The sequence below is a fragment of the Janthinobacterium sp. J1-1 genome (assembly GCF_030944405.1).
GTDB lineage: Bacteria > Pseudomonadota > Gammaproteobacteria > Burkholderiales > Burkholderiaceae_D > Janthinobacterium.
In genome coordinates this window covers 945,452-968,630 of the sequence record NZ_CP132339.1, presented here as the reverse complement: position 1 = coordinate 968,630, position 23,179 = coordinate 945,452, and the positions used below count along the sequence as shown (strand labels likewise).

Below are 23,179 nucleotides of genomic sequence, written 5' to 3'. Positions count from 1 at the left end.
CGGCTTACTTGGCCAGCGCCCGCACCGCACCGCCACTCGCCCTGCGCCTTGGCGCCTGCTTCAGCTTGAACACGAACATGGACTTGGCCACGCTGTCGGTGCGCTGCGCCAGGTTGGTGGCGGCGGCGGCGGCCTGCTCCACCAGCGCCGCATTTTGCTGGGTGATGCCGTCCATATGGATCACCGCCTGGTTGACCTGGCCGATGCCCTGGTTCTGCTCGCGGGTGGTCGACGAGATTTCATCCATCACCTCCGTCACGCGCGCCACCGACGCGATCACTTCCCGCATGGTGGCGCCGGCATTGCTGGTCAGCACGGTACCCGCATTCACGGTGGCGATCGAATGATCGATCAGGTGTTTGACTTCCTTGGCGGCCGTGGCCGAACGCTGGGCCAGGCTGCGTACTTCGCCGGCCACCACCGCAAAACCACGGCCGTGTTCACCGGCGCGCGCCGCTTCGACGGCCGCATTCAGGGCCAGGATATTGGTCTGGAAGGCGATGCCGTCGATCAGGCCGATAATATCGAGAATCTTGCGCGACGAGCCGCTGATTTCATCCATGGTGCTGACCACTTCGGTAACAATCGCGCCGCCCTTCGCGGCCACGGCGGAGGCCTGCACCGCCAGGTCATTGGCGGTGGCCACGTGATCGGCGCTGCTCTGCACGGTCGAAGTCAGCTCTTCCATGCTGGCGGCCGTCTGCTCCAGGCTGGACGCCTGCGATTCGGTGCGGCTGGACAAGTCCATATTGCCGGTCGCGATCTCGGCGGTGGTGACGCGGATATCCTCGAAATTGGCGCGCACGTCGCCGATGATGCTGTGCAGATTGATATTGGTCTGGCGCAGGGCCGCCATCAGCTGGCCCATGTCGTCGTCGCGCACCTTGTCGATCACGCCGGTCAGGTCGCCGCCGGCCATCTTGCGCGCCACCATCACGGCCTCGCTCAGCGGCTGCACCACCGAGTTGTGCAGATAGGCGCAGAACACCAGCATGATCACCGACGCCATGGCGGCCAGCGCAATCAGCCAGCCGCGCGTGGCGGCATGGGTGTCGCTGTCGATATTCCAGACGGCGCCAGCGAGCACGGCCATGGAGACGCAGAAGAAGATGGCGTTGACGGCCATGCCTTGCGACAGGCTGGGCTGGCTCAAGGCTTTCAGCCTGGCGCCCAGGCCCTGGCCAACGATCCGGCCATTGCGGAAGGCCAGCTTGGCCTCGTTGCCATCCTTGAAGCCCTGGTACAGCGCCGCCGCTTCGGCCACCTGCTCGCGCGTGGGTTTGGTGCGCACCGACATATAACCGACCGGACGGCCGTTTTCGATCACCGGCGTGATATTGGCCAGCACCCAGTAATAATCGCCGTTCTTGCAGCGGTTCTTGACCATGCCGGTCCACGGCATGCCGCTCTGGATGGTACGCCACAGGTCGGCAAAGGCCTCGGCCGGCATATCGGGGTGCCGCAGGATATTTTGCGGCGCACCCAGCAATTCTGATTCGGAAAATCCGCTGACTTCAATAAAATACTGATTGACATAATTAATGTTTCCCTGTAAATCCGTGGTGGAAACAATCGTCATGCCTTCATTAAGAATAGTTTCTTTTTGCGTGACGGGCATATTCAAGCGCATTCTCGCTCCTTGTTTTTGTAAATAGCATAGCAAAATTATAAAAACAATATACCACATCAAGCCTTGCGCCCATACCATGGCGCCAGTTTTGCCGTAGGTAAAGGAATAACATAAACACACGGCATTTATCTATTTATATTTCCTTTTATTTAATCGACTTGATTTTATTAACACGAAAAATATTAATACATTACGCTGCCATCATTGCGCATTCGCCTTCAACATTCCAATACGCTGCGCAATGCACGGCGATGCCTGCCAGTTACCGGCAACCATTACCAAGCGGTACGCCGCGATTCAAACCGTAAGTAGGAACACTTATTGCGCCAGCGGTGCAAAAAAGCGTTTCCCACAGAGAAATTATTGTTGCCGATAGGCGACAAAAAAGGCGCCCGAAGGCGCCTTTGCTCACTGCGGCTGACGCTGCAGGATTACTTGTAGGTCTTGCGCGGCGCTTTCGGGCGCGGCGGCGCAGGCTTGCGCTCCGAGGTACCGTCGTCCAGGGTGATGCGCAGTTGCTGGCCAGCCACCCACACCGATTTCAGGTGATCGAGGATTTCCGGCGGCATGCCTTCCGGCAGGTCCAGTACACTGTGCTTGTCAAAGATATCGATGCGGCCGATATGCTTGGCTTCCAGGTTCGCTTCGTTGGCGATGGCGCCGACGATATTGCTAGGCGTAACCAGATGATCGCGGCCCACTTCGATGCGGTAAGCCGTCACGCCCGGACGTGGACGCTCTTTCTTTGGCGCACGCACAGGAGCGTCGCTGGCAGGCACTTCCGGTGCGGCGTCCTTGAACGCAGGCGCGGCCTTGGCGGCAAACGGCTTGCGCGGTGCGGCTGCCGGCGCCAGGTCGGGCGCATCGCCATCGCGGCTGATGCGCAGTTGCTGGCCGGCGACCCATACGGTTTTCAGCTGATCCAGCAATTCTTTCGGCATGCTGTCCGGCAAGTCCAGGACGCTGTAGTCGTCGTAGATTTCGATGCGGCCGATGTTTTTCGAATCGATGCCTGCTTCGTTGGCGATGGCGCCGACGATATTGCCAGGTTTCACGCCATGCTGATGGCCCACTTCGATGCGGAAGGTCTGCATGCCGGCGTCCGCCGGGCGTTGCACGCGTTCCTTTTTCGGGAAGGCCGGGCGTTCGCTGCGCTCGCCACGTTCGAAGCGGTCACCGCGTTCAGGCCGGTCGTTGCGTTCGAAACGCTCCTGGCGTACCGGGCGGTCATCCTGCCAGGTGGCCTGTTCGCGCGCCTTGTTCTTGTCCAGCAGCAGCGGCGTATTGCCACGTGCCATCTTCGCCAGGGCGGCGGCGATTTCAATCGCCGGGATATTCTGTTCGCGTTCGAAGTCTTCGATCAGCGACTGGAATTGTTCCAGTTCGCCCAGCGCCAGGGTTTCCGTGATCTGTTCCTTGAACTTGGCGATGCGCACATCGTTGACGGCCTGGATGGTCGGCAGTTCCAGCATGCCGATCGGCTGGCGGGTCGAGCGTTCGATGGCTTTCAACAAGTTCTTTTCACGCGGGGTGATGAACAGGATCGCTTCGCCGCTGCGGCCGGCGCGGCCGGTGCGGCCGATACGGTGGGTATAGCTTTCCGGATCGTGCGGCACGTCGTAGTTGACCACATGGCTGATGCGTTCCACGTCCAGGCCGCGCGCGGCCACGTCGGTGGCGACCAGGATGTCGATCTTGCCGTCTTTCAGCTGCTGGATGGTGCGCTCGCGCTGTGCCTGCTGGATGTCGCCGTTGATGGCGGCGGCCGAGAAACCGCGCGCCTGCAACTTGCCGGCCAGCTCTTCCGTGCCCAGCTTGGTGCGGGCGAAGATGATCATGCCGTCAAACGCTTCCGCTTCCAGGATGCGGGTCAGCGCGTCGAGCTTGTGCATGCCCGACACCAGCCAGTAGCGCTGGCGAATATTGTCGGCCGTGCCGGTCTTGGCGGCCACCGTCACTTCGGCCGGATTGACCAGGTACGTTGTGGCGATGCGCTTGATGACGGAAGGCATGGTGGCCGAGAACAGCGCCGTCTGATGGCCTTCCGGTGTTTCTTTCAAGATGCGTTCGACGTCGTCGATAAAGCCCATGCGCAGCATTTCATCGGCTTCGTCGAGCACCAGGGTTTTCAGCTTGGACAGGTCGAGCGACCCCTTGTCCAGGTGATCGATGACGCGGCCTGGCGTGCCGACAATGACGTGCACGCCGCGGCGCAGCGCCGACAGTTGCGGGCCATAGCTTTGGCCGCCGTAGATCGGCAGCACATGGAAGCCGGGAATGTGGGCAGCGTAGACCTGGAACGCTTCGGCGACCTGGATCGCCAGTTCGCGCGTCGGGGCCAGGACCAGGGCTTGGGGTGAGCTTTGTTTCAGATCGATGCGCGACAGGATGGGCAGGGCAAAGGCGGCGGTTTTACCGGTACCTGTCTGCGCCTGGCCCAGCACGTCGCGGTTGGCGAGCAACAAGGGAATCGTGGCCGCCTGGATAGGCGACGGTGTTTCGTAACCGACATCCTTGAGCGCACGTATCAGCGGCTCGCTCAGGTTGAGATCGGAAAATAAGGAAATTGGTGTATCAGACATGAAATCACTCACAAGTTCGCTCGAATCGCCCAATGCGAAAGAGTGTATCTGCTAGTTTACTCTTTACTGGCCCGTACCGGGTGGAACAGCAGCGCAGATCGCCAATTTTTGCCATCCAAAACGCAGAAAAATCGGCGATCCGCACGCAATTGGTGCAAAAACCAGGCAATCTTACCTGTTTTGCAATATATTCATATCCTGTTACAGATGCTCGGGAGCAAGTGTTGGCGCGTCCGCCGCATGGCGCAGGAATTCCAGCAAGTCCGCGTTCAACTGGTCCTTGTGGGTGGTCGCCAGGCCATGCGGCGCGCCCGGATACACCAGCAGCCGGCTGCCGATAACAAGTTCGGCCGAGCGCCGCGCCGAGGCGGCAATCGGCACGATCTGGTCATCGTCGCCATGGATCACCAGGGTCGGAATGTCGAATTTCGCCAGGTCCTGCGTAAAATCCGTTTCCGAAAACTGCTTGATGCACAGATAGGCGGCCGGCATGCCTGCTTGCATGCCCTGCCGCCAGAACGCGTCACGCACGCCTTGCGACGGCTTGGCATCGGGCCGGTTGTAGCCATAAAACCCTTCGCTCAGGTCGCGAAAGAACTGGCTGCGGTCGGCCTGCACGCCGCTACGGATATCGTCAAACGCTTCGATCGGCAAGCCCAGCGGGTTGTCCGGCGTTTGCAGCATCAGCGGCGGCACGGCGCCCACCAGCACCGCGCCCGACAATCGACCCGTGCCATGGCGGCCGATATAGCGCGCCACCTCGCCGCCGCCGGTCGAATGGCCGACCAGGGTCGCGCCCTGCAAATCGAGCGCCTCGATCAGTTCGGCCAGGTCGTCGGCATAGGTATCCATGTCGTTGCCGTCAAACGGCTGGCTGGAACGGCCATGGCCGCGCCGGTCGTGGGCGATCACGCGGTAGCCGTTGGAAGCGAGGAAAAACATCTGGTCTTCCCAGGCATCGGCCGACAGCGGCCAGCCATGGCTGAACACCACGGGCGCGCCGCTGCCCCAGTCCTTGTAGTAAATCGTCGTGCCATCACGAGTGCGCAGGGTATTGCCTGCGGTTGCCTTATCGGTCGTGCTGCGTGCGTCGGTCATGCCAGCCTCCTTGGTCATGGCCTGCCGGTTGGCGGCCCTCGCGGCCATTGTGGCCCGATTCGACTCATGCACGCCGCGCTGTACGTTCAGGAAAGATGATCCGTAGAGTAAGATTGCTGCCGACACATCATCGTCATGCCATGTCCTTGTTTAAATTTTGGAGTCTTTATGCGTACCTCTTTCGCCCTCGCCGCCAGCCTTGCCCTGTTTGGCACGGCTGCCAGCGCCCAGAAACTGCCTGTCGTTGCCGAAGCGCCGCTGCGCGCCCACCTGTCCTTTCTTGCCGACGACCTGCTCGAAGGACGCGGCACCGGCCAGCGCGGCGGCGACCTGGCCGTGCGCTACCTGGAAACCCAGGCGGCGCTGGCCGGCTTGCAGCCACTGAAGGACGGCACGTATCGCCAGGGCTTGAAGATCGTCGGCAGCAAGGCCTTGCCCGACAGCACCGTGACCTTCAGCGCTGGCGGCAAGACCATCGCGCCCAAGTTTGGCGAGGGCATCGTGTTTGGCGCGTCGAATGGGCAGGAAAAAGTGGCGTTCGACGCCCCCGTGGTGTTTGCCGGCTACGGCATCGACGCTCCGGAAGAAAAATGGGACGACTTCAAGGGCGTCGACCTGAAGGGCAAGCTGGTGATCATGATGGTCAATGATCCGCAGCCAACCGCCAGCGAGCCGAACCGCTTTGCCGGCAAGTCGCTGACCTGGTATGGCCGCTGGGTCTACAAATACGAGGAAGCGCTGCGCCAGGGCGCGGCCGGCGTGCTGCTGATCCACACGACGGCGTCGGCCTCGTACCCATGGTCGGTACCGGCCAACGGTTTCGGCCATGAGCGTTTCAACCTGGCCGGCAGCGGCAATGCGATGGAAGGCTGGCTGCAGGAAGACATGGCGCGCACCCTGTTCAAGGCAGCGGGCCAGGATCTGGACGCCCTGCGCGCCCAGGCCGAAACGCGCGACTTCAAGCCGGTGGCCCTGAACGCCACCGTCAAGGTCAGCCTCAACAGCACCATCCGTACCATCGAACAATTCAACGTGGCCGGCATCGTGCCCGGCACCGATCCGAAGTTGAAAGACGAGGCAGTGATTTACTCAGCGCACTGGGATCACCTGGGCAAGGATGACGACGGTAGCGCCAAAGCCGGCAGCGACCATATCTATAACGGCGCGATCGACAACGCCTCGGGCGCGGCCGCCCTGCTGGCGATGGCGCAAGTGGCCGTCAAGCAACCGGCACGGCGCACGCAGATCTTCCTGTGGCCTGCCGGCGAGGAAACCGGCATGCTGGGCGCCAATGCCTACGTGCGTGCACCGCTGTGGCCGCTGGCCAGGACCGCCGCCGACCTGAATCTCGACAGCATGAATTTTGTCGGCAAGACGCACGACATCGGTGTCGCCGGCGCCGAGCGCAGCAGCCTGTACGCCAGCGCCGCCAAGGTCGCCAAGCGCATGGGCCTGCGCCTGGCACCGGCCATTCCCGACCTGTCCGGCGCCTTCTACCGGGCCGACCATTTCGCCTTTGCCAAGGCCGGCATTCCCGCCTTCAACGTGGGCTCGGCCGTGTTCTCGGGCGACGGCTCGTTCGACTTCGTCAAGGACCCGAAAGAATCAAGCGCGCGCCTGGTTGCGTTCAAGAAAGACTACCATCAGGTCACGGATGAATACAACCCGTCCTGGGACCTGTCGGGCATGGTGCAGCAGGCGCAGTTCACCCTGAACCTGGGCTACGAAGTGGCCAACGACAAAACCATGCCGGTGTGGAACAAGGATGAGGCGTTCGGCAAAGTGAAGCGCTAAATACTTAAAAGCAACTCTATCGATTATCGGACAAGGACCAGCATGTCATTACAAAAAGGCCAGAAACTCAAGCTCGACAGCAGTACGGTGGCGGCGGACATCACCGTCAGGTGCACGCTCAAGGCGCCGTTCCATATCGACGTCAGCTGTTTCGGCCTTGATGCGAACGGCAAGTTGTCCGACGAGGCGTATATGGTGTTCTACAACCAGACCGCCTCGCCCAAGGAAGAAATCCGCCTGCTGGCCGATGTGCCCGACAGCCAGTTCATGGTCCAGCTGGCCAGGCTGCCGGCGCGGATCGACAAGCTGGTGTTTACCGCCGCCATCGATCCCGCGCACAGCCAGACCATGCGCGAACTGGGCCGCCTGGAGTTTCGCCTGGGCGAACATGTGTTTGCCTTGAGCGGCCTGGACTTCAGCGGCGAAAAGGCGATCATGGTCGCCGAGCTGTACCGGAAAGACGGCGACTGGCGCCTCGGCGTCAACGGCCAGGGTTTCAATGGCGGCCTCGACGCCCTGCTGGTGCATTTCGGCGGCGCCGTCGCGCCCGCCGGCGCTACTGCGACGCCGGCAGCGGCGGCCCCAGCCAGGGTCTCGCTGGAAAAACGCTTCGAGCAACAGGCGCCGCAACTGGTCTCGCTGGCAAAAATCGCCGGTGTCTCGCTGGCCAAGAACCAGCTGGAGCGGGTGCGCGCCAAGGTGGCGTTTGTCCTCGACGCGTCCGGCTCGATGTACGGGCAATATGACAGCGGGCAGGTGCAGGAGGTGGTCAATCGCGTGTTTCCCCTCGGTGTGCACTTCGATGACGACGAGGAACTGGAGACGTGGGCTTTTGCGCTCAAGAGCAAGCAGCTGTCGAATGTCACCTTCGGCAATTTCAAGAACTATGTCAAGAAAGACAAAGGCGGCTGGCAGCAATGGATGAGCGACTTGAATGCCGGCTACAACAATGAACCGGCCGTGATCCGTGACGTGATCACGCATTTTTCCGGTTTGACGCCACCGGCTGTCGTGACCGAGAAGAAAGGAATTTTCTCGTCGAAAAAGGTATTTCCGGAAGGATTTGCTCCCGCCATCGCTGCCAAGGCGCCGGTCTTCGTGCTGTTCATTTCGGATGGCGGCGTGTCGCACAACGACGAAATCCAGTTCCTGATCCGCTGGGCCAGCACCTTGCCGATCTTCTGGCAATTTATCGGCATCGGCGGCTCCAGCTACGGCGCGCTGGAAAAGCTCGATGACCTGTCCGGCCGCCATATCGACAACGCCAATTTTTTCGCCATCGACGACCTGCGCCAGATTTCGGAAGCCGAGCTGTACGACCGCATGATGCAGGAGTTCCCGGCGTGGCTGAAGCAGGCGCGCGCCAGGGATATCATCGGGAACTACGAGCTGTAGTTCAAATCGCCATGATCCGTTTCAGGTCGACAAACGCCGTTTCATACAGGTGCTGGAAGGCGCCGACCATTACCTCTTCCACGCCTTCGGCCGCGTCGAACTGGCTCGACCATTCGGCCACGCAGGAGGTGGCGCCCGGCTCGCCGGTGACGCGCAGGGTGGAACGGTAGTTTTTCACGGGGATCGGACCCGAGACGATGGTGTAGCTGTAGCTTTTGTCCGCTTCGCTGAAGCTTTGCAGGCGTTCGGCGATGATGGCGCCGTCCGTGGTTTTCAGGCGGCGCACGCGGCCGCCCTGCTCCGGCAAGCTGGTCTTGATCGAGCTCGACCACTCCGCCAGCGACTGGAAGCCGCCGATAAAATCCCACACGCGTTCGGCGCTTGCCGCCAGTGTCACAGAAACAGTTACTTGGGCCATCTTTAATTCGGTTCCTCATCCAGGTTTGCCGGGCGCCGAGGCGGGCCGGGCCGGCCGGAATGCCCGGCACAGGCGCTATTTTAGCGCCCATGCCGCGTTGCTGCCGAATGCTTACAGATTTTCTGATAGGAAAATGAGCGAATTGCCGTGTGCCTGCACCGACGCGCGCTGGTTGTAGCTGTCGCGGTAATTGCAGTTGAAACCGTGTTCGGCTTGCGCGTAGACATGGATTTCCACTTCTTCGCGGCCGTCGAAACGCTCGGCGATGGCTTTCACGGCATCGGCCGGGATATGGCTGTCGCTGCCGCCAAAATGCATCAGCAGCGGCACCTTGATCTCGCCGGCCAGGTCCAGCTTGTTCTGGATGCCGCCGCCATAGTAGGCGATGGCGGTATCGACCAGGCCGGCCGCTGCCGCCTGGTAGGACAAGCGGCCGCCAAAGCAATAGCCAATCGAAGCGATCTTGCCTTCGACTTCAGGACGCGCGCGCAGGGCGGCGACGGTGGCGGTGATGTCGGCCAGCGCTTGCGGGTTGTCAGTCGCCTGCATCAGTTCGACGGCGCGCTTCCAGCCCGATTCGTCATAGCCCAGTTCGATGTGCGCGCCTTCGCGCCAGAACAGGTCGGGCACCAGCACCACATAGCCATCAAGCGCATATTGCTCGGCAACCGTGCGGATATGTTCATTGACGCCAAAAATTTCCTGCAACAGCACGATGCCGGGGCCTTTGCCGATATGCGGCACGGCCAGGTAGGCCTGGAAGGTGGCGCCGTCGGCGCCGGTGATATCGATCCACTGCGTAGTGATGCTCATGAAGACTCCAGTTCTGTGAGGGGGAAACAGAAAAGCATCTTACTGGTTTTTTCCGCTTCCTGCGCCCGCCCCGCCCCTGCCTTGTGACAGGCGACAATCGCGGAACCTGGTACATTCCTAGTACATTTCGCGCAAGTACAATACCGGACCGGATTTGAATACGCCGAACACCACGCGGCCCACGCTCGATGGCAAATAGGAAAAGCCGCCGACCGACACATCGACGCTGCCGGCTACCTTCGGCGCCTGCAGGGTCAGCCGCCCATTGCCTGCCAGCACGCCCCCGCTGAACTGATACACCTGGTCGGCCACCACCAGATTGCTGCAGACCAGCTGTTTGAGGCAGTTGGCCAGCACCACCTGGGGCTTGCCGAAACGGCTGATGCCGTCGGCCAGGTTGACGCGCCAGAGCTTGCCATCCCAGTACTTCAGCTGCACGTCCAGGCGCATGGGCAGCAGTTCCGAGCCGGAACTGTTGGGCACGGAAATAAAGCCGGTCAACACCGTCAGCGCCGCTTCCTTGCCCTGCGACGAGGGCTTCGACGTGACCAGATTGTTGACCGAATACGTAAAGTTGGCGCGCAACAGCACGCCTGTCGGCGCCGCCAGCGTCGATGCTGCGGCCGAGGGCGAATAGGCACCGGGAAATTGATAGGCCAGCACCTGGCGCGCCACGCCCTTGCTGAAGGAGCTCATCGGCACGCCGGTCAGGGTGGTGCCGGCCGCGCTGCCATCGGTCAGCTTGCCGCCGGCCGGATTGACTGGTGGCGCATTGCTCGTATCCTTGGCATCAAGCGCCAACAGCAATACCTGCTGATTCTTCAAGTCACCATCGGCGTCATCGAAATTCTCCGTCGTCACGCCCTGCAAATTTTGCGCCGTGACGGCCAGCGCGAAAGGCTGGCGCGAATACACAAACCGCGGGTCTGCGCCGGTGTCAGGACAGGCCAGCTGGGTGCCGCACAAGGCGGGAAATTGCTTGTATGGTTCGGTGGACAAATCAACAGCGGTCTGAAAATGATGAGGAATGAACAGCACATTATTGCTGACGCCCGTCGCCAGTGGCGTGACAGTATCGATTTTTTGCACGCCCAGGTAATTATTCAAGGTGGCGGTCATATTGATGGTGCCTGTTTCCGCCCATGCCAGCTCGCTTGCGGTGCCAACACCACTACTGAAGACAAGCTTGCCTTCAAGCTTGGGATTGGCGACGACCTTGGGCGCATTGAAGACCGGTTTCACAAAAACACGGTCGAGTGCCACATCCGGAGTAACCGTCTCACGACCGAAATTGGGCGTGGTGGCGCCCGCCTTGTTTTGCGCCGTGACCGTCACCGACGGCACTTCCTGGCCCGCACGCTGCGGGCTGGCAATCGCGCTAAAGGCAAACTTGGCCGGCGCGACGATGACATTGCCGCTGCCCGTCATGCTCAAGCCACTGTCGGCGCCGCTGGTCGAGGTGTAGGTCGCAGTCAGCCCCACCTGGCCCACATCCGCATATTGCATCCTGGGGGTCGCCACGCCTGCGCTATTGAAGCCCAACAAGACATCGGCGCCAGCCGCGCTGCAAGCGCTGCTGGTGTTACCGGCCAGCGGCACATAAGTACCGTTCGTCCCCTGTATGCGCGTGGGCAAGGTGCCGCTGGCAGGGTTGGCATAGCTGCATTTCAACTTGATGGTTTTATTCTGGTTGGCAAACAGCGGCACGCAAACCTGGGGATTGCTGCCCGACGCCTGCACCGCGCTGATCGACACCGACTGCGCATCTTCCGCATAGCGCGGATCGCCGCTCACCTGCAGGCCGCTGCTGTTGAACGGCATCTGGCAATTGGTGGTGCTGCCGGTGGTGCTGTCTTTGCACACCAGCGCGCCCGTGGTGGACGGCGTGCTGGTCAGGCTCAGGGTGGCCGTGCCCCCCGCATATTGCGCCACCGTGCTGTCGACGCTGCCGGTATTGCCCGTCTGCGCCGTGGCGCCGCCAGGCGACAGAACGACAGTCGCGCCATTCTTATAAAGGCTGCCGCAGCTGGCGTCGGCGCAGGCTTTGACGGTGACTTTTTCCGGGGAGCAGCTTAGCGCCGCGGCCGGGTGGGAGATTTCGAAATGGTGGGGGCCGGATTGGACGCCGGGGCCGCATTTGGGGCCCTTAACGCTATCTACGGGAAAGCCGCTTTTGTTTGTCACGCAAGTGCATTTGGTATCTGCCGTGTCAGCTTTACAGGTAATCGTCTGGTAGACGCGCGTGCTCCAGTCAAGGAAGATTTTTCCTACAAGAGCAGTGCCACTGATATATGCATTTTCCGGTGCGAGGGATACATCGCCGGCATCGACATTGCCTTTGATCTCACTCTTGGCACCAATTGTCAGCGATGTGCTGGCAGTGATATTGCCTTCGACCTGAACGCTATCCGGCAAAATATTTACTTTAGGCGCGATAATGTCACCTTTCATCTTGCTACCTGAGCCCAAGTCAAAGGAATTTTTGGCAGTAACATTGCCATTGATAGTGACACCCGAATCGGTTTTGATAACGTTACCCTTGATTGAGCCAGTCACAAGCGAACGGGAAGAAATTTTAACCTCGCCAGTAGCTGTAATATTACCTTTGACCGTAGTTGGTGCAGTACCGAGTGTGACGGAAGCCGCTGTAATATCGGCCACCACAACCGCCCCTTCGATTGCCCCTACAACAAAATTGCCAGGTTCCGCGACAATAGAGCCGCCAGTTACGTTCAAATTGGCAGGCTTGATGCCACTAAAGCTTATATCGCCTACAACCGTCAGTTTGGCAGTACCACTCATGGTGAAAAACTGATTGTAGTCGAGCGTGACGCTGCTCTTAACCGTTACCGCATAGCCGCTTGCTATCGTATACGCATCTACTTTATTAAAAGCATCACAAGTGTATTGATTACCAGATTTGGGACAATTTGTGATGTTGCTGCCATCGAAGTTAATATTAGCGGCCTGAGCTAAACCAGTCCACAGCAAGAAAAATAGGCCTATAGCAAAGAGAGGTATGCGCACGATGGTCCGTAGTCTAAGGATGGCAGGCGTAACTGCATGTGATGATCCATGCTAAGCTCATCGCCTCATGCATGTTGTTGCATTATGGCAGCATTCCTCTCTCAGCCGCTACAGAATGATCAAGCCCACTCCCCAGTCCTTCCCCCTGCGCACTGTCGATATCATTATTTACCCGGGCTTCAAGGCCCTCGAAGCCATCGGTGCCATGAAGGTGTTTGATTATGCCAACACCCATCTGCGCCTGCGCAACTTGCCGGGTGGTTATGACATGCGCATCGCGTCCACCGCCATCGGCCCGGTGGAGTCGGATACGCTGATGAGTTTGCATGCCAGCAAGGCGCTGGACGCCAGCCGCTTGCCGGACTTGGCCGTGATTGTCGGTTGCCACCATGTCGAGCAGGTACTCGATGAAATCCCGGCGATCGCCGCCTGGGTGGCCGAGGCCGCGCCGCGCATCGATACCCTGGCGGCGCTGTGCACGGGCTGCTTTTTCCTGGCCGAGGCAGGCGTGCTCGACGGCAAGCGCGCCGCCACGCACTGGAGCGCGGTCGACAGCCTGCGCCGGCGCTATCCACAGGTCGACGTCAATGCCGATGCGATCTTCGTGAGGGAAGGCAATGTATGGACTTCGGCGGGCGTCACCGCCGGCATCGACCTGGCGCTGGCGCTGGTGGAGGAGGATTTCAGCCGCGATATCGCCCTGGAAGTGGCGCGCGACCTGGTGGTGTATTTGAAACGGCCGGGCGGGCAGTCGCAGTTTTCCGTGCACCTGTCGAGCCAGATGACGACGCACCCGACCATACGCCAGTTGCAGGCATGGATCATGGAACACCTGGCCGAAGACTTGAGCGTGCCGCAGCTGGCGGCCAGCCTGGCCATGAGCGAGCGCAATTTTACGCGCGTGTTCCAGCGCGAAACGCAGACCAATCCCACCGAATTCATCGAAACGGCGCGCTTCGAAGTGGCGCGCCGGCTGCTGGAAGAAAACGTGTCGTCACTGAAACAGGTGGCCGCGCAAACGGGCTTGCACAGCGAGGAAAGGCTGCGCCGCCTGTTTCACAAGAAGCTCGGCGTCACGCCGCGCGACTACCGCGAACGCTTTTCCAGCACCAGCCGCTAGCGCGATTTTCCGGTACGCACATGCCGCGTTGCCAGTTGCTGGCGATGCCATTCCAGCGGCGTAAACATCAGCGCGCACAGCAGATACGTGGCCAGCAAGGCCAGCCAGATGACGGGCGTGGCGAGGATGGCGGCGTCGCGCCACCACAGCGCCAGCACGGCGGACAGGCTGGCGCCGAGCAACACGGGCAGCATGCGCCGCAAGGTCAGCAGATAGGCAGTGGCGAACATCAGGGCTCCCGGCATCAAAGATTGCGCAGCGATGCCCTGACATTAGCAGGGGCGGACGGCGAAGTACAGCGCGCCATCCCCTGCTGGTCGCAAATGTTGCTTTAGTACAGCACTACCGACCGGATCGACTCGCCGCTCTTCATCAGATCAAAACCTTCGTTGATGCGTTCGAGCGGCAGGCGATGGGTGATCAGGTCGTCGATATTGAGCTTGCCTTCCATATACCAGTCGACGATCTTCGGCACATCGGTGCGACCACGCGCGCCGCCGAAGGCCGACCCGCGCCATTCGCGGCCCGTCACCAGCTGGAACGGACGGGTGGAAATTTCCTGGCCCGCAGCCGCCACGCCGATAATGAACGATTTGCCCCAGCCTTTATGCGTGCACTCGAGCGCCTGGCGCATCAGGGTGGTGTTGCCGACGCATTCAAAACTGTAATCGGCGCCGCCGTCGGTCAGCTGGACGATGGCGTCGACCACGTTTTCCACCTCGTTCGGGTTGATAAAGTGCGTCATGCCGAACTTGCGGGCGATCGCCTGGCGCGCCGGGTTGATGTCGATGCCGATGATTTTGTCGGCACCCACCATTTTCGCGGCCTGGATCACGTTCAGGCCGATACCGCCCAGGCCGAACACGGCCACGTTGGCGCCCGCCTCGACCTTGGCCGAGAACAGCACCGCGCCCACGCCGGTGGTCACGCCGCAACCGATATAGCAGACCTTGTCGAACGGCGCGTCTTCGCGGATCTTGGCCAGGGCGATTTCCGGCACCACGATGTAGTTGGAAAAGGTCGAGGTGCCCATGTAGTGGAACAGCGGTTTGCCGTCCAGCGAGAAACGACTGGTGGCGTCCGGCATCAGGCCACGGCCCTGGGTGCTGCGGATTTTCTGGCACAGATTGGTCTTCTGCGACAGGCAGAACTTGCACTCGCGGCATTCCGGTGTGTACAGCGGAATCACGTGGTCGTCTTTTTTCAGCGTTTTGACGCCCGGGCCCACGTCGACCACGATGCCGGCGCCTTCATGGCCCAGGATGGCCGGGAAGATGCCTTCCGGATCGGCGCCGGACAGGGTGTAGTAATCGGTATGGCAGATGCCGGTCGCTTTCAGTTCGATCAGCACTTCGCCTTCGCGCGGGCCGGCCAGGTCGACTGTTTCGATGGTCAGGGGGGCGCCGGCCTTCCAGGCCACGGCTGCTTTGGTTTTCATGGGTTGCTCCTGCTCGGTTTCAGATGGCGCATTATGGCCGGACGACACCGCAGGCGGGGCGGCAAACGGGGAGATTGTCTGAAAACGCGGCGCCGTTGTCCGATCGTGCGGCAGCGAACGGAACAGCTGATTGCGGCAGGCGTATGCTCGCGACAGTTCACGCTCGCTTGCGAAGGATCAAGTCTGCCAGCGAAAAAATGAATGATTGTATTCCAACGCCGTCCATCATTTGACAGGCGGCTGCGTCGTTCCATCCCTGGAGACTGACATGCGCAATCGAACTTGCTTCACTGCATTCAAACAATCCTTGCTGGCGCTGCTGTTGCTGTTCAGCCTGGGCCTGCTGGCCTCGTGCGGCGGCCATGACGATGACGACGATCCCGCACCCGGCCCCACGACCGGCAGCCTGGTGGTGACCATCAGCGGCCTGCCGGCCGGCGTGAGTGGCGCCGTCACCGTGACCGGGCCGGCGTCCTACAGCAAGCTGCTGACGGCGTCGACCACCCTGAACAACCTGGCGCCAGGCGCGTATGCCGTCACTGCCGCCAATGTGGCTTACGGCAGTGGCAGCCTGGCGGCCACGCCGGCGACCCGGCAAGTGCAGGTTGCCGCCGGCGCCACCACCAGCGCCGGCGTCGCCTACGCGGCCACGGCGCCGCTGGCGCTGGCCTTGCAGGAGGTCGCCAGCGGCTTGCAGGCGCCGACCTTCCTGACCGCGCCGGCAGGCGACAGCCGCCTCTTCATCGTCGAGCGCGCCGGGCGTATCCGCATCGTCGACAATGGCAACCTGCTGGCCACGCCGTTCCTCGACATCAGCAGCCGCACCAGCACCGATGGCGAACGGGGCCTGCTGTCGATGGCCTTTCATCCGCAGTACGCCAGCAATGGCTACTTTTTCCTGTACTACACCGACCTGATCGGCAATATCATCATCGAGCGGCGCCAGGTTTCGGCCGGCAACCCCAATCTCGCCGATGCGCTGGCCAGCGTGCAGATCATCGCGATTCCCCACCCCGGCTTCAGCAACCACAACGGCGGCCTGCTCAGTTTTGGCCCGGACGGCTATCTGTATGCGGCCACGGGTGACGGCGGCGGTGCCGGCGACCCGTCCGGCAATGCGCAAAACACCAATCTGTTGCTCGGCAAAATGCTGCGCCTGGACGTCAACGCCAGCAGCATCGCGCAACCGTATGCCATCCCGGCCAGCAACCCGTTTGTCAATACGGCAGGCAAGCGCGCGGAAATCTGGGCGTATGGCCTGCGCAATCCCTGGCGCTATGCCTTCGATACCACCGCGCAACTGCTGTATATCGCCGACGTGGGCCAGGGCCAGCGCGAAGAGGTCAATGTGGCGCCAGTCGGCACGGCAGGCAACAATTACGGCTGGAACATCATGGAAGGCACGCAGTGCTATAACAGCGCCACTTGCAACCAGGCGGGGCTGGTGCTGCCCAAGGTCGACTACGGCCACGACAGCGCCGGCGGCTGTTCGATCACGGGCGGTTATGTGTACCGCGGCACGGCCCTGCCGGAACTGGCCGGCCACTATCTGTATTCCGACTATTGCAGCGGCTGGCTGAAGAGTTTTACTTACAGCAATGGCAGCGCCTCGGCCGTGACGGATTGGGCCATCACCAACGTGGGCAATATCGTGTCGTTCGGCCAGGATGCGCAGAAAGAGCTGTACATGCTCAGCAGCAGCGGCAAGGTTTACCGCATCGTGCGCAAGTAATCGCGCAGGTGGTTTTTTCGACGCATGGCGGGGAAGCGGCTAGAATTGACTTTCCCGCCACGTCCGGCACACCTGATCAAGAGAGACCCATGGCCCGTTTGACACTTGAATTTCCCGAAGACCAATACTGCTATTCTTCGCAATTGACGGTGCGCACCACCGACATCAATGCCGGCAACCATCTCGGCAACGATTCCATGATCTCCATGATTTCGGAGGCGCGCGCCCGCTTCCTGTTCGAATTCGGCGTGCGCGACATCGAGGCCGACGGCACCGGCATCATCGTCACTGACCTGGCCACCACCTACCGCGCCGAAGCCCATGCGCGCGACCAGTTGCTGTTCGAAGTGGGCGTGATGGACTTCAACAAATACGGCGGCGACATCACCTTCCGCATCACGCGTCCGCGCGACAACACCCTGATCGCGATGGCCAAGTCCGGCTTTGTATTTTTCAACTACAAACGCAGCCAGGTCGTGCCCATGCCGGAAGAATTCGGCAGCAAATTTACCCAGGTGAACTGGATCGACTGATCATGGCTTGAGCGTTAGCTGCGCGGTACATTGAAAGTTTTGGCGAACCATTCGTCGATCATCAGTTTTTCATAGCGCAGGCGCTCGCCGCTGGAATAACGGTTCATGCGCGTCAGGTAAGACATGTCGGACAGTTGCGCCTTGTCGCTCTTGATCACCTTGCCGTCCTGTTCCAGCGCATACGACAGGCTGATGCGCGGCCAGTCGACGCCGCCCGTCAGCACGCGGATCTCGTTCGCCGAGCGCACGTGCGGATCTTCGCGGCCTGCCAGGTCGACATCGGTGACCACGATCTTCAAGCGCTGGCCGGCCGGCAAGGACGCGCCCAGCTTGTCAAAGTGGCGCGTCAACTCCGTCAATGCCTCTTCGCGCTTGCGCGGATCGAACGAGATATCGGTGAATTGATCCGGCTTGTCATACAGCACTTCGGTATTGCCGGAAGCCGGACCCGACACGGGACTTTGCGCCCACGCGGCACCAGCAGCCAGCAAGACGGTTCCCGCCAGCAGCAGATGCGTGATTTTCTTTTTCATGATCATCCCTTTCAAAAAACATCCGTGTCAAATATACGCGCATGTGCTGCCGTCGCCACTGGAATTCATACCTTGTTACGAAGTCGGGGCCAGGCGCCGCGCTGGCGCGCACCGACTTTTATAACGGTTTTATTGGCAATATTGATTAAAACAAAGTATTGTCTTGAAAATATAGTTGCGTAAGCGATAAAGTATGTATGGCAATATTTCCATGTAGTTGAAAGCACTGTTGCATGGAAGCAGGACAATTTTTCTTGCCTGTTGTTAATACCATGCGCTCGGTCTACAATCGTCAGAATGCGCCCGGAAAACGCGCAACGCCAGCGGTGGCGCACAGGGATTGCCTGGCGCGTGGCGGTCAGTCATGCCCTTTAGCGGAACTCGCCCTTATGTCATTTTTGTCTTCAGCCTCGCCCAAGTTACCGCCGTGGAAAGTCTTGCTTGTCGACGATGAACCCGACATCCACGACATCACCAAATTGACACTCACCCGTTTCCGCCTCGAAGGCCGCGCCTTGAGTTTCCTGCACGCCTACAGCGGCGCCGAAGCCAAGCAGGTGCTGGCCCGCGAAGAAGGCATTGCGCTGGTGTTTCTCGACGTGGTGATGGAGCGCGAAGACAGCGGCCTGGAAGTGGCGCGCTGGATGCGCGAAGACCTGGGCAATCAATTTACCCGCATCGTGCTGCGCACGGGGCAGCCGGGCCAGGCGCCGGAAGAACGCGTGATCGTCAATTACGACATCAACGATTACAAGGAAAAAACCGAGCTCGACCGCACCAAGCTGTTTACCACCACCTTTGCCGCCCTGCGCGCCTACCGCGACATCATGAAGGTCGAGGAAGCGCGCTTGTCGCAGCTGCATTACCGCGAAGGCCTGGAGCGCGTGATCGCCGCCTCGGCGCATATTTTCAAGCAGCGCAACCTGCGCGACTTCGCCAGCGGCCTGCTGCAGCAAGTGGTCGCCCTGCTGCGCCTGGAAACGAGCATGCTGCTGCGCCTGCGCGGCGCCAGCGCCATCAGCGGCGAGCAGGACTATGAAATCCTGGCGCAGATCGGCGACACCGACGACGGCATGCTGAGCCCTGCCCTGCTGTCGCAGCTGGATCACGCCAAGAGCAATAAAATCTCGCGCCTGCATGGCGACACCTATGTCGGCTATTTTCCGAACAGCAGCGGCAAGGCGTCGCTGCTGGTACTGAAGGGCGTGGAAGAAATTTCCGATCTCGACGCGCAACTGCTGGAAGTATTCTGCTCGGGCGTGGCGATCGCCTTCGACAATATCCTGCTGACGCAGGAAATCACCGACACCCAGGCCGAGCTGATCCTGCGCCTGGGCGACGTGGTCGAATCGCGCTCGCACGAAGGCGGCAACCACGTGCGCCGCATGGCCGAAGTGTGCCAGCTGCTGGCGCAGGCGTCGGGCATGTCGGACGAGGAAACCATGGTGCTGCGCCATGCGGCGCCAATGCACGACATCGGCAAGATCTCGACCCCCGACGCGGTGCTGCTGAAACCGGGCAAGCTCGATGCGGCCGAGTGGGAAATCATGAAGCAGCACCCGACGGTCGGCATGTCGATCCTCGACGGCTCGCAACGCCCGCTATTGAAGGCGGCCGCCGTGATCGCCCACCAGCACCATGAAAAATACGACGGCAGCGGCTACCCGCAAGGCCTGGTCGGCGAGCACATCCACAAATACGCCCGCATCGCCGCCGTCGCCGACGTCTTCGACGCGCTGATGCACAAGCGCTGCTACAAAGACGCCTGGCCGCTTGAACGCGTGGTCAGCTACCTGCGCGAAGTGAGCGGCAGCCACCTCGATCCGCAGTATGTGGAGTTGTTGATTGCGAATCTGGATGCGGCGCTGGCGCTGAATCAGCGGTTTCCGGACTAGGCGGGATTGCCGCAACCGGTAGCGATACGCAAGGCAGACGCGGCATGGGCAGTGCAGTCACAGCCGTTTCTATCACGTGCAGTATGTGGCTCTGAAGGATAGGCAGAAGTGGCTACGGCTGATCTCGTCATGCACGGTTTGCGAAAGTGGTGGGGATCGGCAAGGGTCGGCAATCGGCCAGTAGCGGCCTTTCGGCCCCTTCATAAAAGGATTCTATGAGCGATTCACCCGACAAAAAAGATGGCAAATTCATAGGCGTTGGAATTTGTCTTGGAGTTGCGATTGGATGTGGAATTGGCGTCGCGATCGGCAACCTTGCTCTAGGCATTGGTACGGGGATCGCAATTGGAGTTGTTACCGGCGCCTTAATGTCAAAGTCCCCTCGATAGTTTATTTGCATTTGACCGTCGAAACAACTTCCTTGTTCAGCTCAAAGCTGAAGTGCCGCTCTGGGGCGGAACCGGGCAACGACGGCATTCGGCCAAGAGCGGACGGCAAGGGAATATGACCAAAACACACGAAATGACGACGAAGAAAGCTTTACGAAAATTAGCGTTTTATGATTTTTTTTCGAAACACACTGATAGCTCGCCGGTGCGTTTAGTTCACTATGTAGGTGCAAATGCACCGAATGCAAAAGATGTTTCACTTTCTGAAGTCTGTGAGGAAGTCGAGAACTGTATTGATGAAGGGTTCTATGTGGACTGGTGCAGGCGAAGCGAGCAGCTTACTATATTGGTTCAGGAGCCCGACGGACCAATCCCGCCGTGGGACACGGTATTCGCGGAGCAACCGCTGGTCGATGTCGATGCTTTGCTTCGGGAAGCACACGCACGCGGTGAGCTAGATTACTATTAGCCCACGTCCGCTTTGGGTCGACAGCAGCCACTCATCAAATAACCAAGTGCTCCCTGCCCTAGCAATACGCACACCAGCAAACCACGCTTCGGCCCAAGCCACCAACTTGGGCATTCCGGGCCAAGCGGGCCTGAAAAATGTCGAGGGCAAGGCGCGGCGACGAAGACAGTACGCATGGTCGGCGAGGAGCCGCAACGCCGCCATCGGCATTTTCTCAGACCCGCGTCTCCGGCCCGCTGTTCAAGGCCTTTTTAAACACTCTTCGGTTCGAGGGGAAAGCGGATCGTGTAATGCAACCCCATCCCCGGCGCACTGGCAACCTTGACCGTCCCCCCCAGCGGCCCCGTCACCAGGTTATACAAAATATGCGCCCCCAGCCCACTGCCGCCGGAACCCCGTTTGGTGGTGAAAAACGGATCGAATAGCTGCCCCAGCGTGGCGCTGTCCATGCCCAGCCCATCGTCGCTGTAATCGAGCGCCAGCATGTCGCCGTCGCTGCGGGCGCTGATCCGTATCTTGCCCGGTTCGCCTTCCGCAAAACCATGCACCATGGAATTGACCACCATATTGGTGACGATCTGTGAAATCGCGCCGGGATAGCTGCGCAGCTGCAACTCGGGCGCGCACTCGACTTCCACCTTGATCGGCTTGCCCTTCAGCTTGGGCTGCAGCGACAATAAAATTTCATCGAGATATTTGCGCAGGTTGAAGCTGCGCATGTCGTCCGACGACTGGTCGACGGCGACCTGCTTGAAGCTGCGCACCAGCGCGGCGGCACGCTGGGTGTTGGTGGTCATGATGCGCAGGGTCTGGTCGATAATGCCGAAAAACTCCTGCAAGCCGTCTTCATCCAACTGGCCGCTGGCCAGGTCCTCGCGCGTCAGTTTCAGTTCCTGCACCAGGTGGCTGGTGGCCGTCACGCAGATGCCCAGCGGGGTATTGATTTCATGCGCCACGCCGGCCACCAGGCGGCCCAAGGAGGCCAGCTTTTCCTGGCGCACCAGTTCCGACTGCGCCTCCTTCAAGGCTTGCAGCGCGCTGTTCAGGGCCGCGTTCTGCTCTTCCAGGGTTTCCTTGGCCTGGCGCATGGCGCGGTCGGCCTGCATGCGGGCGATCGCCACCGCCACATGGCTGGCCATGAAGGCCAGCACGTCCAGTTCCGCTTGGCCATACACCACCGACGCGTCATAGCTTTGCACGATGATCACGCCATACGCGCGCTCGCCCAGCAGCATCGGCGCGCCCATCCAGCTGGCGATGCCCACATTGCCCAGCGGCTCGTTCATTTCGCCGCTGGCCACCAGCGCCGCGTAGCTGCCGGCATCGAGCAAACAGGGCTGGCGCCGCGCCAAAATATACGAACTCATGCCGACGCCATAATGAAAGCGCTTGACGGGCGCCTGTGCATCTTTTTCATCGACAAAATACGGGATCGTGATGTCAAGCGTGTCCGGGTGATACAGGGCGATCAGGAAATTCTTGGCCGTCACCAGCTCGCTGATAATCACGTGCAGGCGCGCATACAGGGTGGCGGCGTCGGCTGCCTGGGCCGACAGGTTGGCGATTTCAAACAGCGCATGCTGCAGGTTTTCCGCGCGGCGCCGCTCGGCCACTTCATGGGCCAGCAAGGCCGTGCGTTCCTGCACCGCCTTTTCCAGCCGGTCCATGCTTTGCAGGCCTTGCAGCGCGCTCGACACATGGGTGGCAATCAGCGCGAACAGGGCCTGGTCTTCCAGGCTGAAACGGTGCTCGGCATCGTAGCTCTGGATCACGATGGCGCCCAGCACCTGGTGCTGCTGGTCCAGCAGCGGGCAGCCGATCCAGTGCTCGGCCGCCGTGCCGCCGCCCCAGGCGGCGCCGCCGTCCACATGCATGGCCGCGTCACCGGCCGTCATCACCAGCTGCTTGCCGTTGACGATGACCCAGGCCGTGGGCGACTGCTCGGAGCCGGCCAGGCGCACCACCTGCCCGGCATCGGGCGCACTGTCGAACTCGTCGACGAAATACGGAAAGCGCACGGTGCCTTCGTCACGGTCGCTCAAGGCCACGTAAAAATTGGCCGCATACATGATGCGCCCCAGCGCCGCATGCACGGCTTGCAGGAAGTCGGCGATATCGCTGCAGGTGCTGGAACGCTGGCCGATTTCCAGCAATACGGTTTGTACCGCTTCCAGGCGGCTGAGACGACTTTCCATGGGATTCCCTGACTGCTGCTGAAATAATTCCAAAAATCAATATTATCAGTTCAATTGCCCCTTGGCACGATAAACAGGCAAGGATTTGCCAGCACCGGCCGACAGTGGCTACACTAGC

At 60.6% G+C, this 23,179-nt stretch carries 17 protein-coding genes; 7 read left to right on the top strand and 10 right to left on the bottom strand.

Annotated features, from left to right (window positions below; translation table 11 throughout):
- Window positions 1-4: 4 nt before the first annotated feature.
- From Q8L25_RS04315 to Q8L25_RS04305, 3 genes are all read right to left on the bottom strand, one after another.
- The gene (locus tag Q8L25_RS04315) at window positions 5-1,630 is read right to left on the bottom strand and encodes a methyl-accepting chemotaxis protein (RefSeq protein WP_308923708.1); all 1,626 of its coding nucleotides are present in this window, start codon (window positions 1,628-1,630) and stop codon (window positions 5-7) included.
- A 431-nt stretch (window positions 1,631-2,061) separates the two neighbouring features.
- Window positions 2,062-4,212, bottom strand: coding sequence for a DEAD/DEAH box helicase (locus Q8L25_RS04310; RefSeq protein ID WP_308923707.1), 2,151 nt, complete (start codon window positions 4,210-4,212; stop codon window positions 2,062-2,064).
- Between the two features lie 201 nt (window positions 4,213-4,413).
- Entirely contained in the window at window positions 4,414-5,310 is an 897-nt protein-coding gene (locus Q8L25_RS04305; RefSeq protein WP_308923706.1) for an alpha/beta hydrolase, read from the bottom strand.
- Window positions 5,311-5,478: 168 nt separating this feature from the next.
- On the opposite strand from Q8L25_RS04305, the gene Q8L25_RS04300 reads away from it, so the two are divergent.
- The gene (locus tag Q8L25_RS04300; protein WP_308923705.1) at window positions 5,479-7,104 is read left to right on the top strand and encodes a M28 family peptidase; all 1,626 of its coding nucleotides are present in this window, start codon (window positions 5,479-5,481) and stop codon (window positions 7,102-7,104) included.
- Window positions 7,105-7,146: 42 nt separating this feature from the next.
- Window positions 7,147-8,499 (top strand): VWA domain-containing protein, encoded by a 1,353-nt coding sequence (locus Q8L25_RS04295; RefSeq protein WP_308923704.1) that lies wholly within the window; start codon window positions 7,147-7,149, stop codon window positions 8,497-8,499.
- 1 nt (window position 8,500) lies between these two features.
- On the opposite strand, the gene Q8L25_RS04290 is transcribed toward Q8L25_RS04295, so the two are convergent.
- From Q8L25_RS04290 to Q8L25_RS04280, 3 genes are all read right to left on the bottom strand, one after another.
- The gene (locus Q8L25_RS04290; RefSeq protein WP_308923703.1) at window positions 8,501-8,917 is read right to left on the bottom strand and encodes an SRPBCC family protein; all 417 of its coding nucleotides are present in this window, start codon (window positions 8,915-8,917) and stop codon (window positions 8,501-8,503) included.
- Window positions 8,918-9,028: 111 nt separating this feature from the next.
- Window positions 9,029-9,730 (bottom strand): dienelactone hydrolase family protein, encoded by a 702-nt coding sequence (locus Q8L25_RS04285; RefSeq protein ID WP_308923702.1) that lies wholly within the window; start codon window positions 9,728-9,730, stop codon window positions 9,029-9,031.
- 117 nt (window positions 9,731-9,847) lie between these two features.
- Window positions 9,848-12,721: a polymer-forming cytoskeletal protein gene (locus Q8L25_RS04280; RefSeq protein ID WP_308923701.1), complete on the bottom strand. Its 2,874-nt coding sequence runs from the start codon at window positions 12,719-12,721 to the stop codon at window positions 9,848-9,850.
- Between the two features lie 151 nt (window positions 12,722-12,872).
- Here Q8L25_RS04280 and Q8L25_RS04275 point away from each other — a divergent pair, with 151 nt between their 5' ends.
- On the top strand, window positions 12,873-13,877 hold the full coding sequence (locus tag Q8L25_RS04275; RefSeq protein WP_308923700.1) for a GlxA family transcriptional regulator: 1,005 nt from the start codon (window positions 12,873-12,875) through the stop codon (window positions 13,875-13,877).
- Here the strand turns inward: Q8L25_RS04275 and Q8L25_RS04270 are convergent.
- Window positions 13,874-14,107 (bottom strand): hypothetical protein, encoded by a 234-nt coding sequence (locus tag Q8L25_RS04270; RefSeq protein WP_308923699.1) that lies wholly within the window; start codon window positions 14,105-14,107, stop codon window positions 13,874-13,876. The genes Q8L25_RS04275 and Q8L25_RS04270 overlap by 4 nt on opposite strands.
- A 101-nt stretch (window positions 14,108-14,208) precedes the next feature.
- Window positions 14,209-15,315, bottom strand: coding sequence for an S-(hydroxymethyl)glutathione dehydrogenase/class III alcohol dehydrogenase (locus Q8L25_RS04265; RefSeq protein ID WP_308923698.1), 1,107 nt, complete (start codon window positions 15,313-15,315; stop codon window positions 14,209-14,211).
- 268 nt (window positions 15,316-15,583) lie between these two features.
- Here Q8L25_RS04265 and Q8L25_RS04260 point away from each other — a divergent pair, with 268 nt between their 5' ends.
- Together Q8L25_RS04260 and Q8L25_RS04255 are read left to right on the top strand one after the other, a co-directional pair.
- The gene (locus tag Q8L25_RS04260; RefSeq protein WP_308923697.1) at window positions 15,584-17,047 is read left to right on the top strand and encodes a PQQ-dependent sugar dehydrogenase; all 1,464 of its coding nucleotides are present in this window, start codon (window positions 15,584-15,586) and stop codon (window positions 17,045-17,047) included.
- A gap of 89 nt (window positions 17,048-17,136) precedes the next feature.
- Complete coding sequence (locus Q8L25_RS04255; protein WP_094443077.1) at window positions 17,137-17,580, top strand: thioesterase family protein; 444 nt, start codon at window positions 17,137-17,139, stop codon at window positions 17,578-17,580.
- A 14-nt stretch (window positions 17,581-17,594) separates the two neighbouring features.
- Here Q8L25_RS04255 and Q8L25_RS04250 read toward each other — a convergent pair whose 3' ends face one another.
- Window positions 17,595-18,113, bottom strand: coding sequence for a DUF3016 domain-containing protein (locus Q8L25_RS04250; protein WP_308923696.1), 519 nt, complete (start codon window positions 18,111-18,113; stop codon window positions 17,595-17,597).
- A gap of 389 nt (window positions 18,114-18,502) precedes the next feature.
- On the opposite strand from Q8L25_RS04250, the gene Q8L25_RS04245 reads away from it, so the two are divergent.
- The gene (locus Q8L25_RS04245) at window positions 18,503-20,008 is read left to right on the top strand and encodes a DUF3369 domain-containing protein (protein WP_308923695.1); all 1,506 of its coding nucleotides are present in this window, start codon (window positions 18,503-18,505) and stop codon (window positions 20,006-20,008) included.
- Window positions 20,009-20,512: 504 nt separating this feature from the next.
- Window positions 20,513-20,866, top strand: coding sequence for a hypothetical protein (locus tag Q8L25_RS04240; protein WP_308923694.1), 354 nt, complete (start codon window positions 20,513-20,515; stop codon window positions 20,864-20,866).
- A gap of 251 nt (window positions 20,867-21,117) precedes the next feature.
- On the opposite strand, the gene Q8L25_RS04235 is transcribed toward Q8L25_RS04240, so the two are convergent.
- Window positions 21,118-23,061, bottom strand: coding sequence for a GAF domain-containing sensor histidine kinase (locus tag Q8L25_RS04235; RefSeq protein WP_308923693.1), 1,944 nt, complete (start codon window positions 23,059-23,061; stop codon window positions 21,118-21,120).
- Window positions 23,062-23,179: the final 118 nt, after the last annotated feature.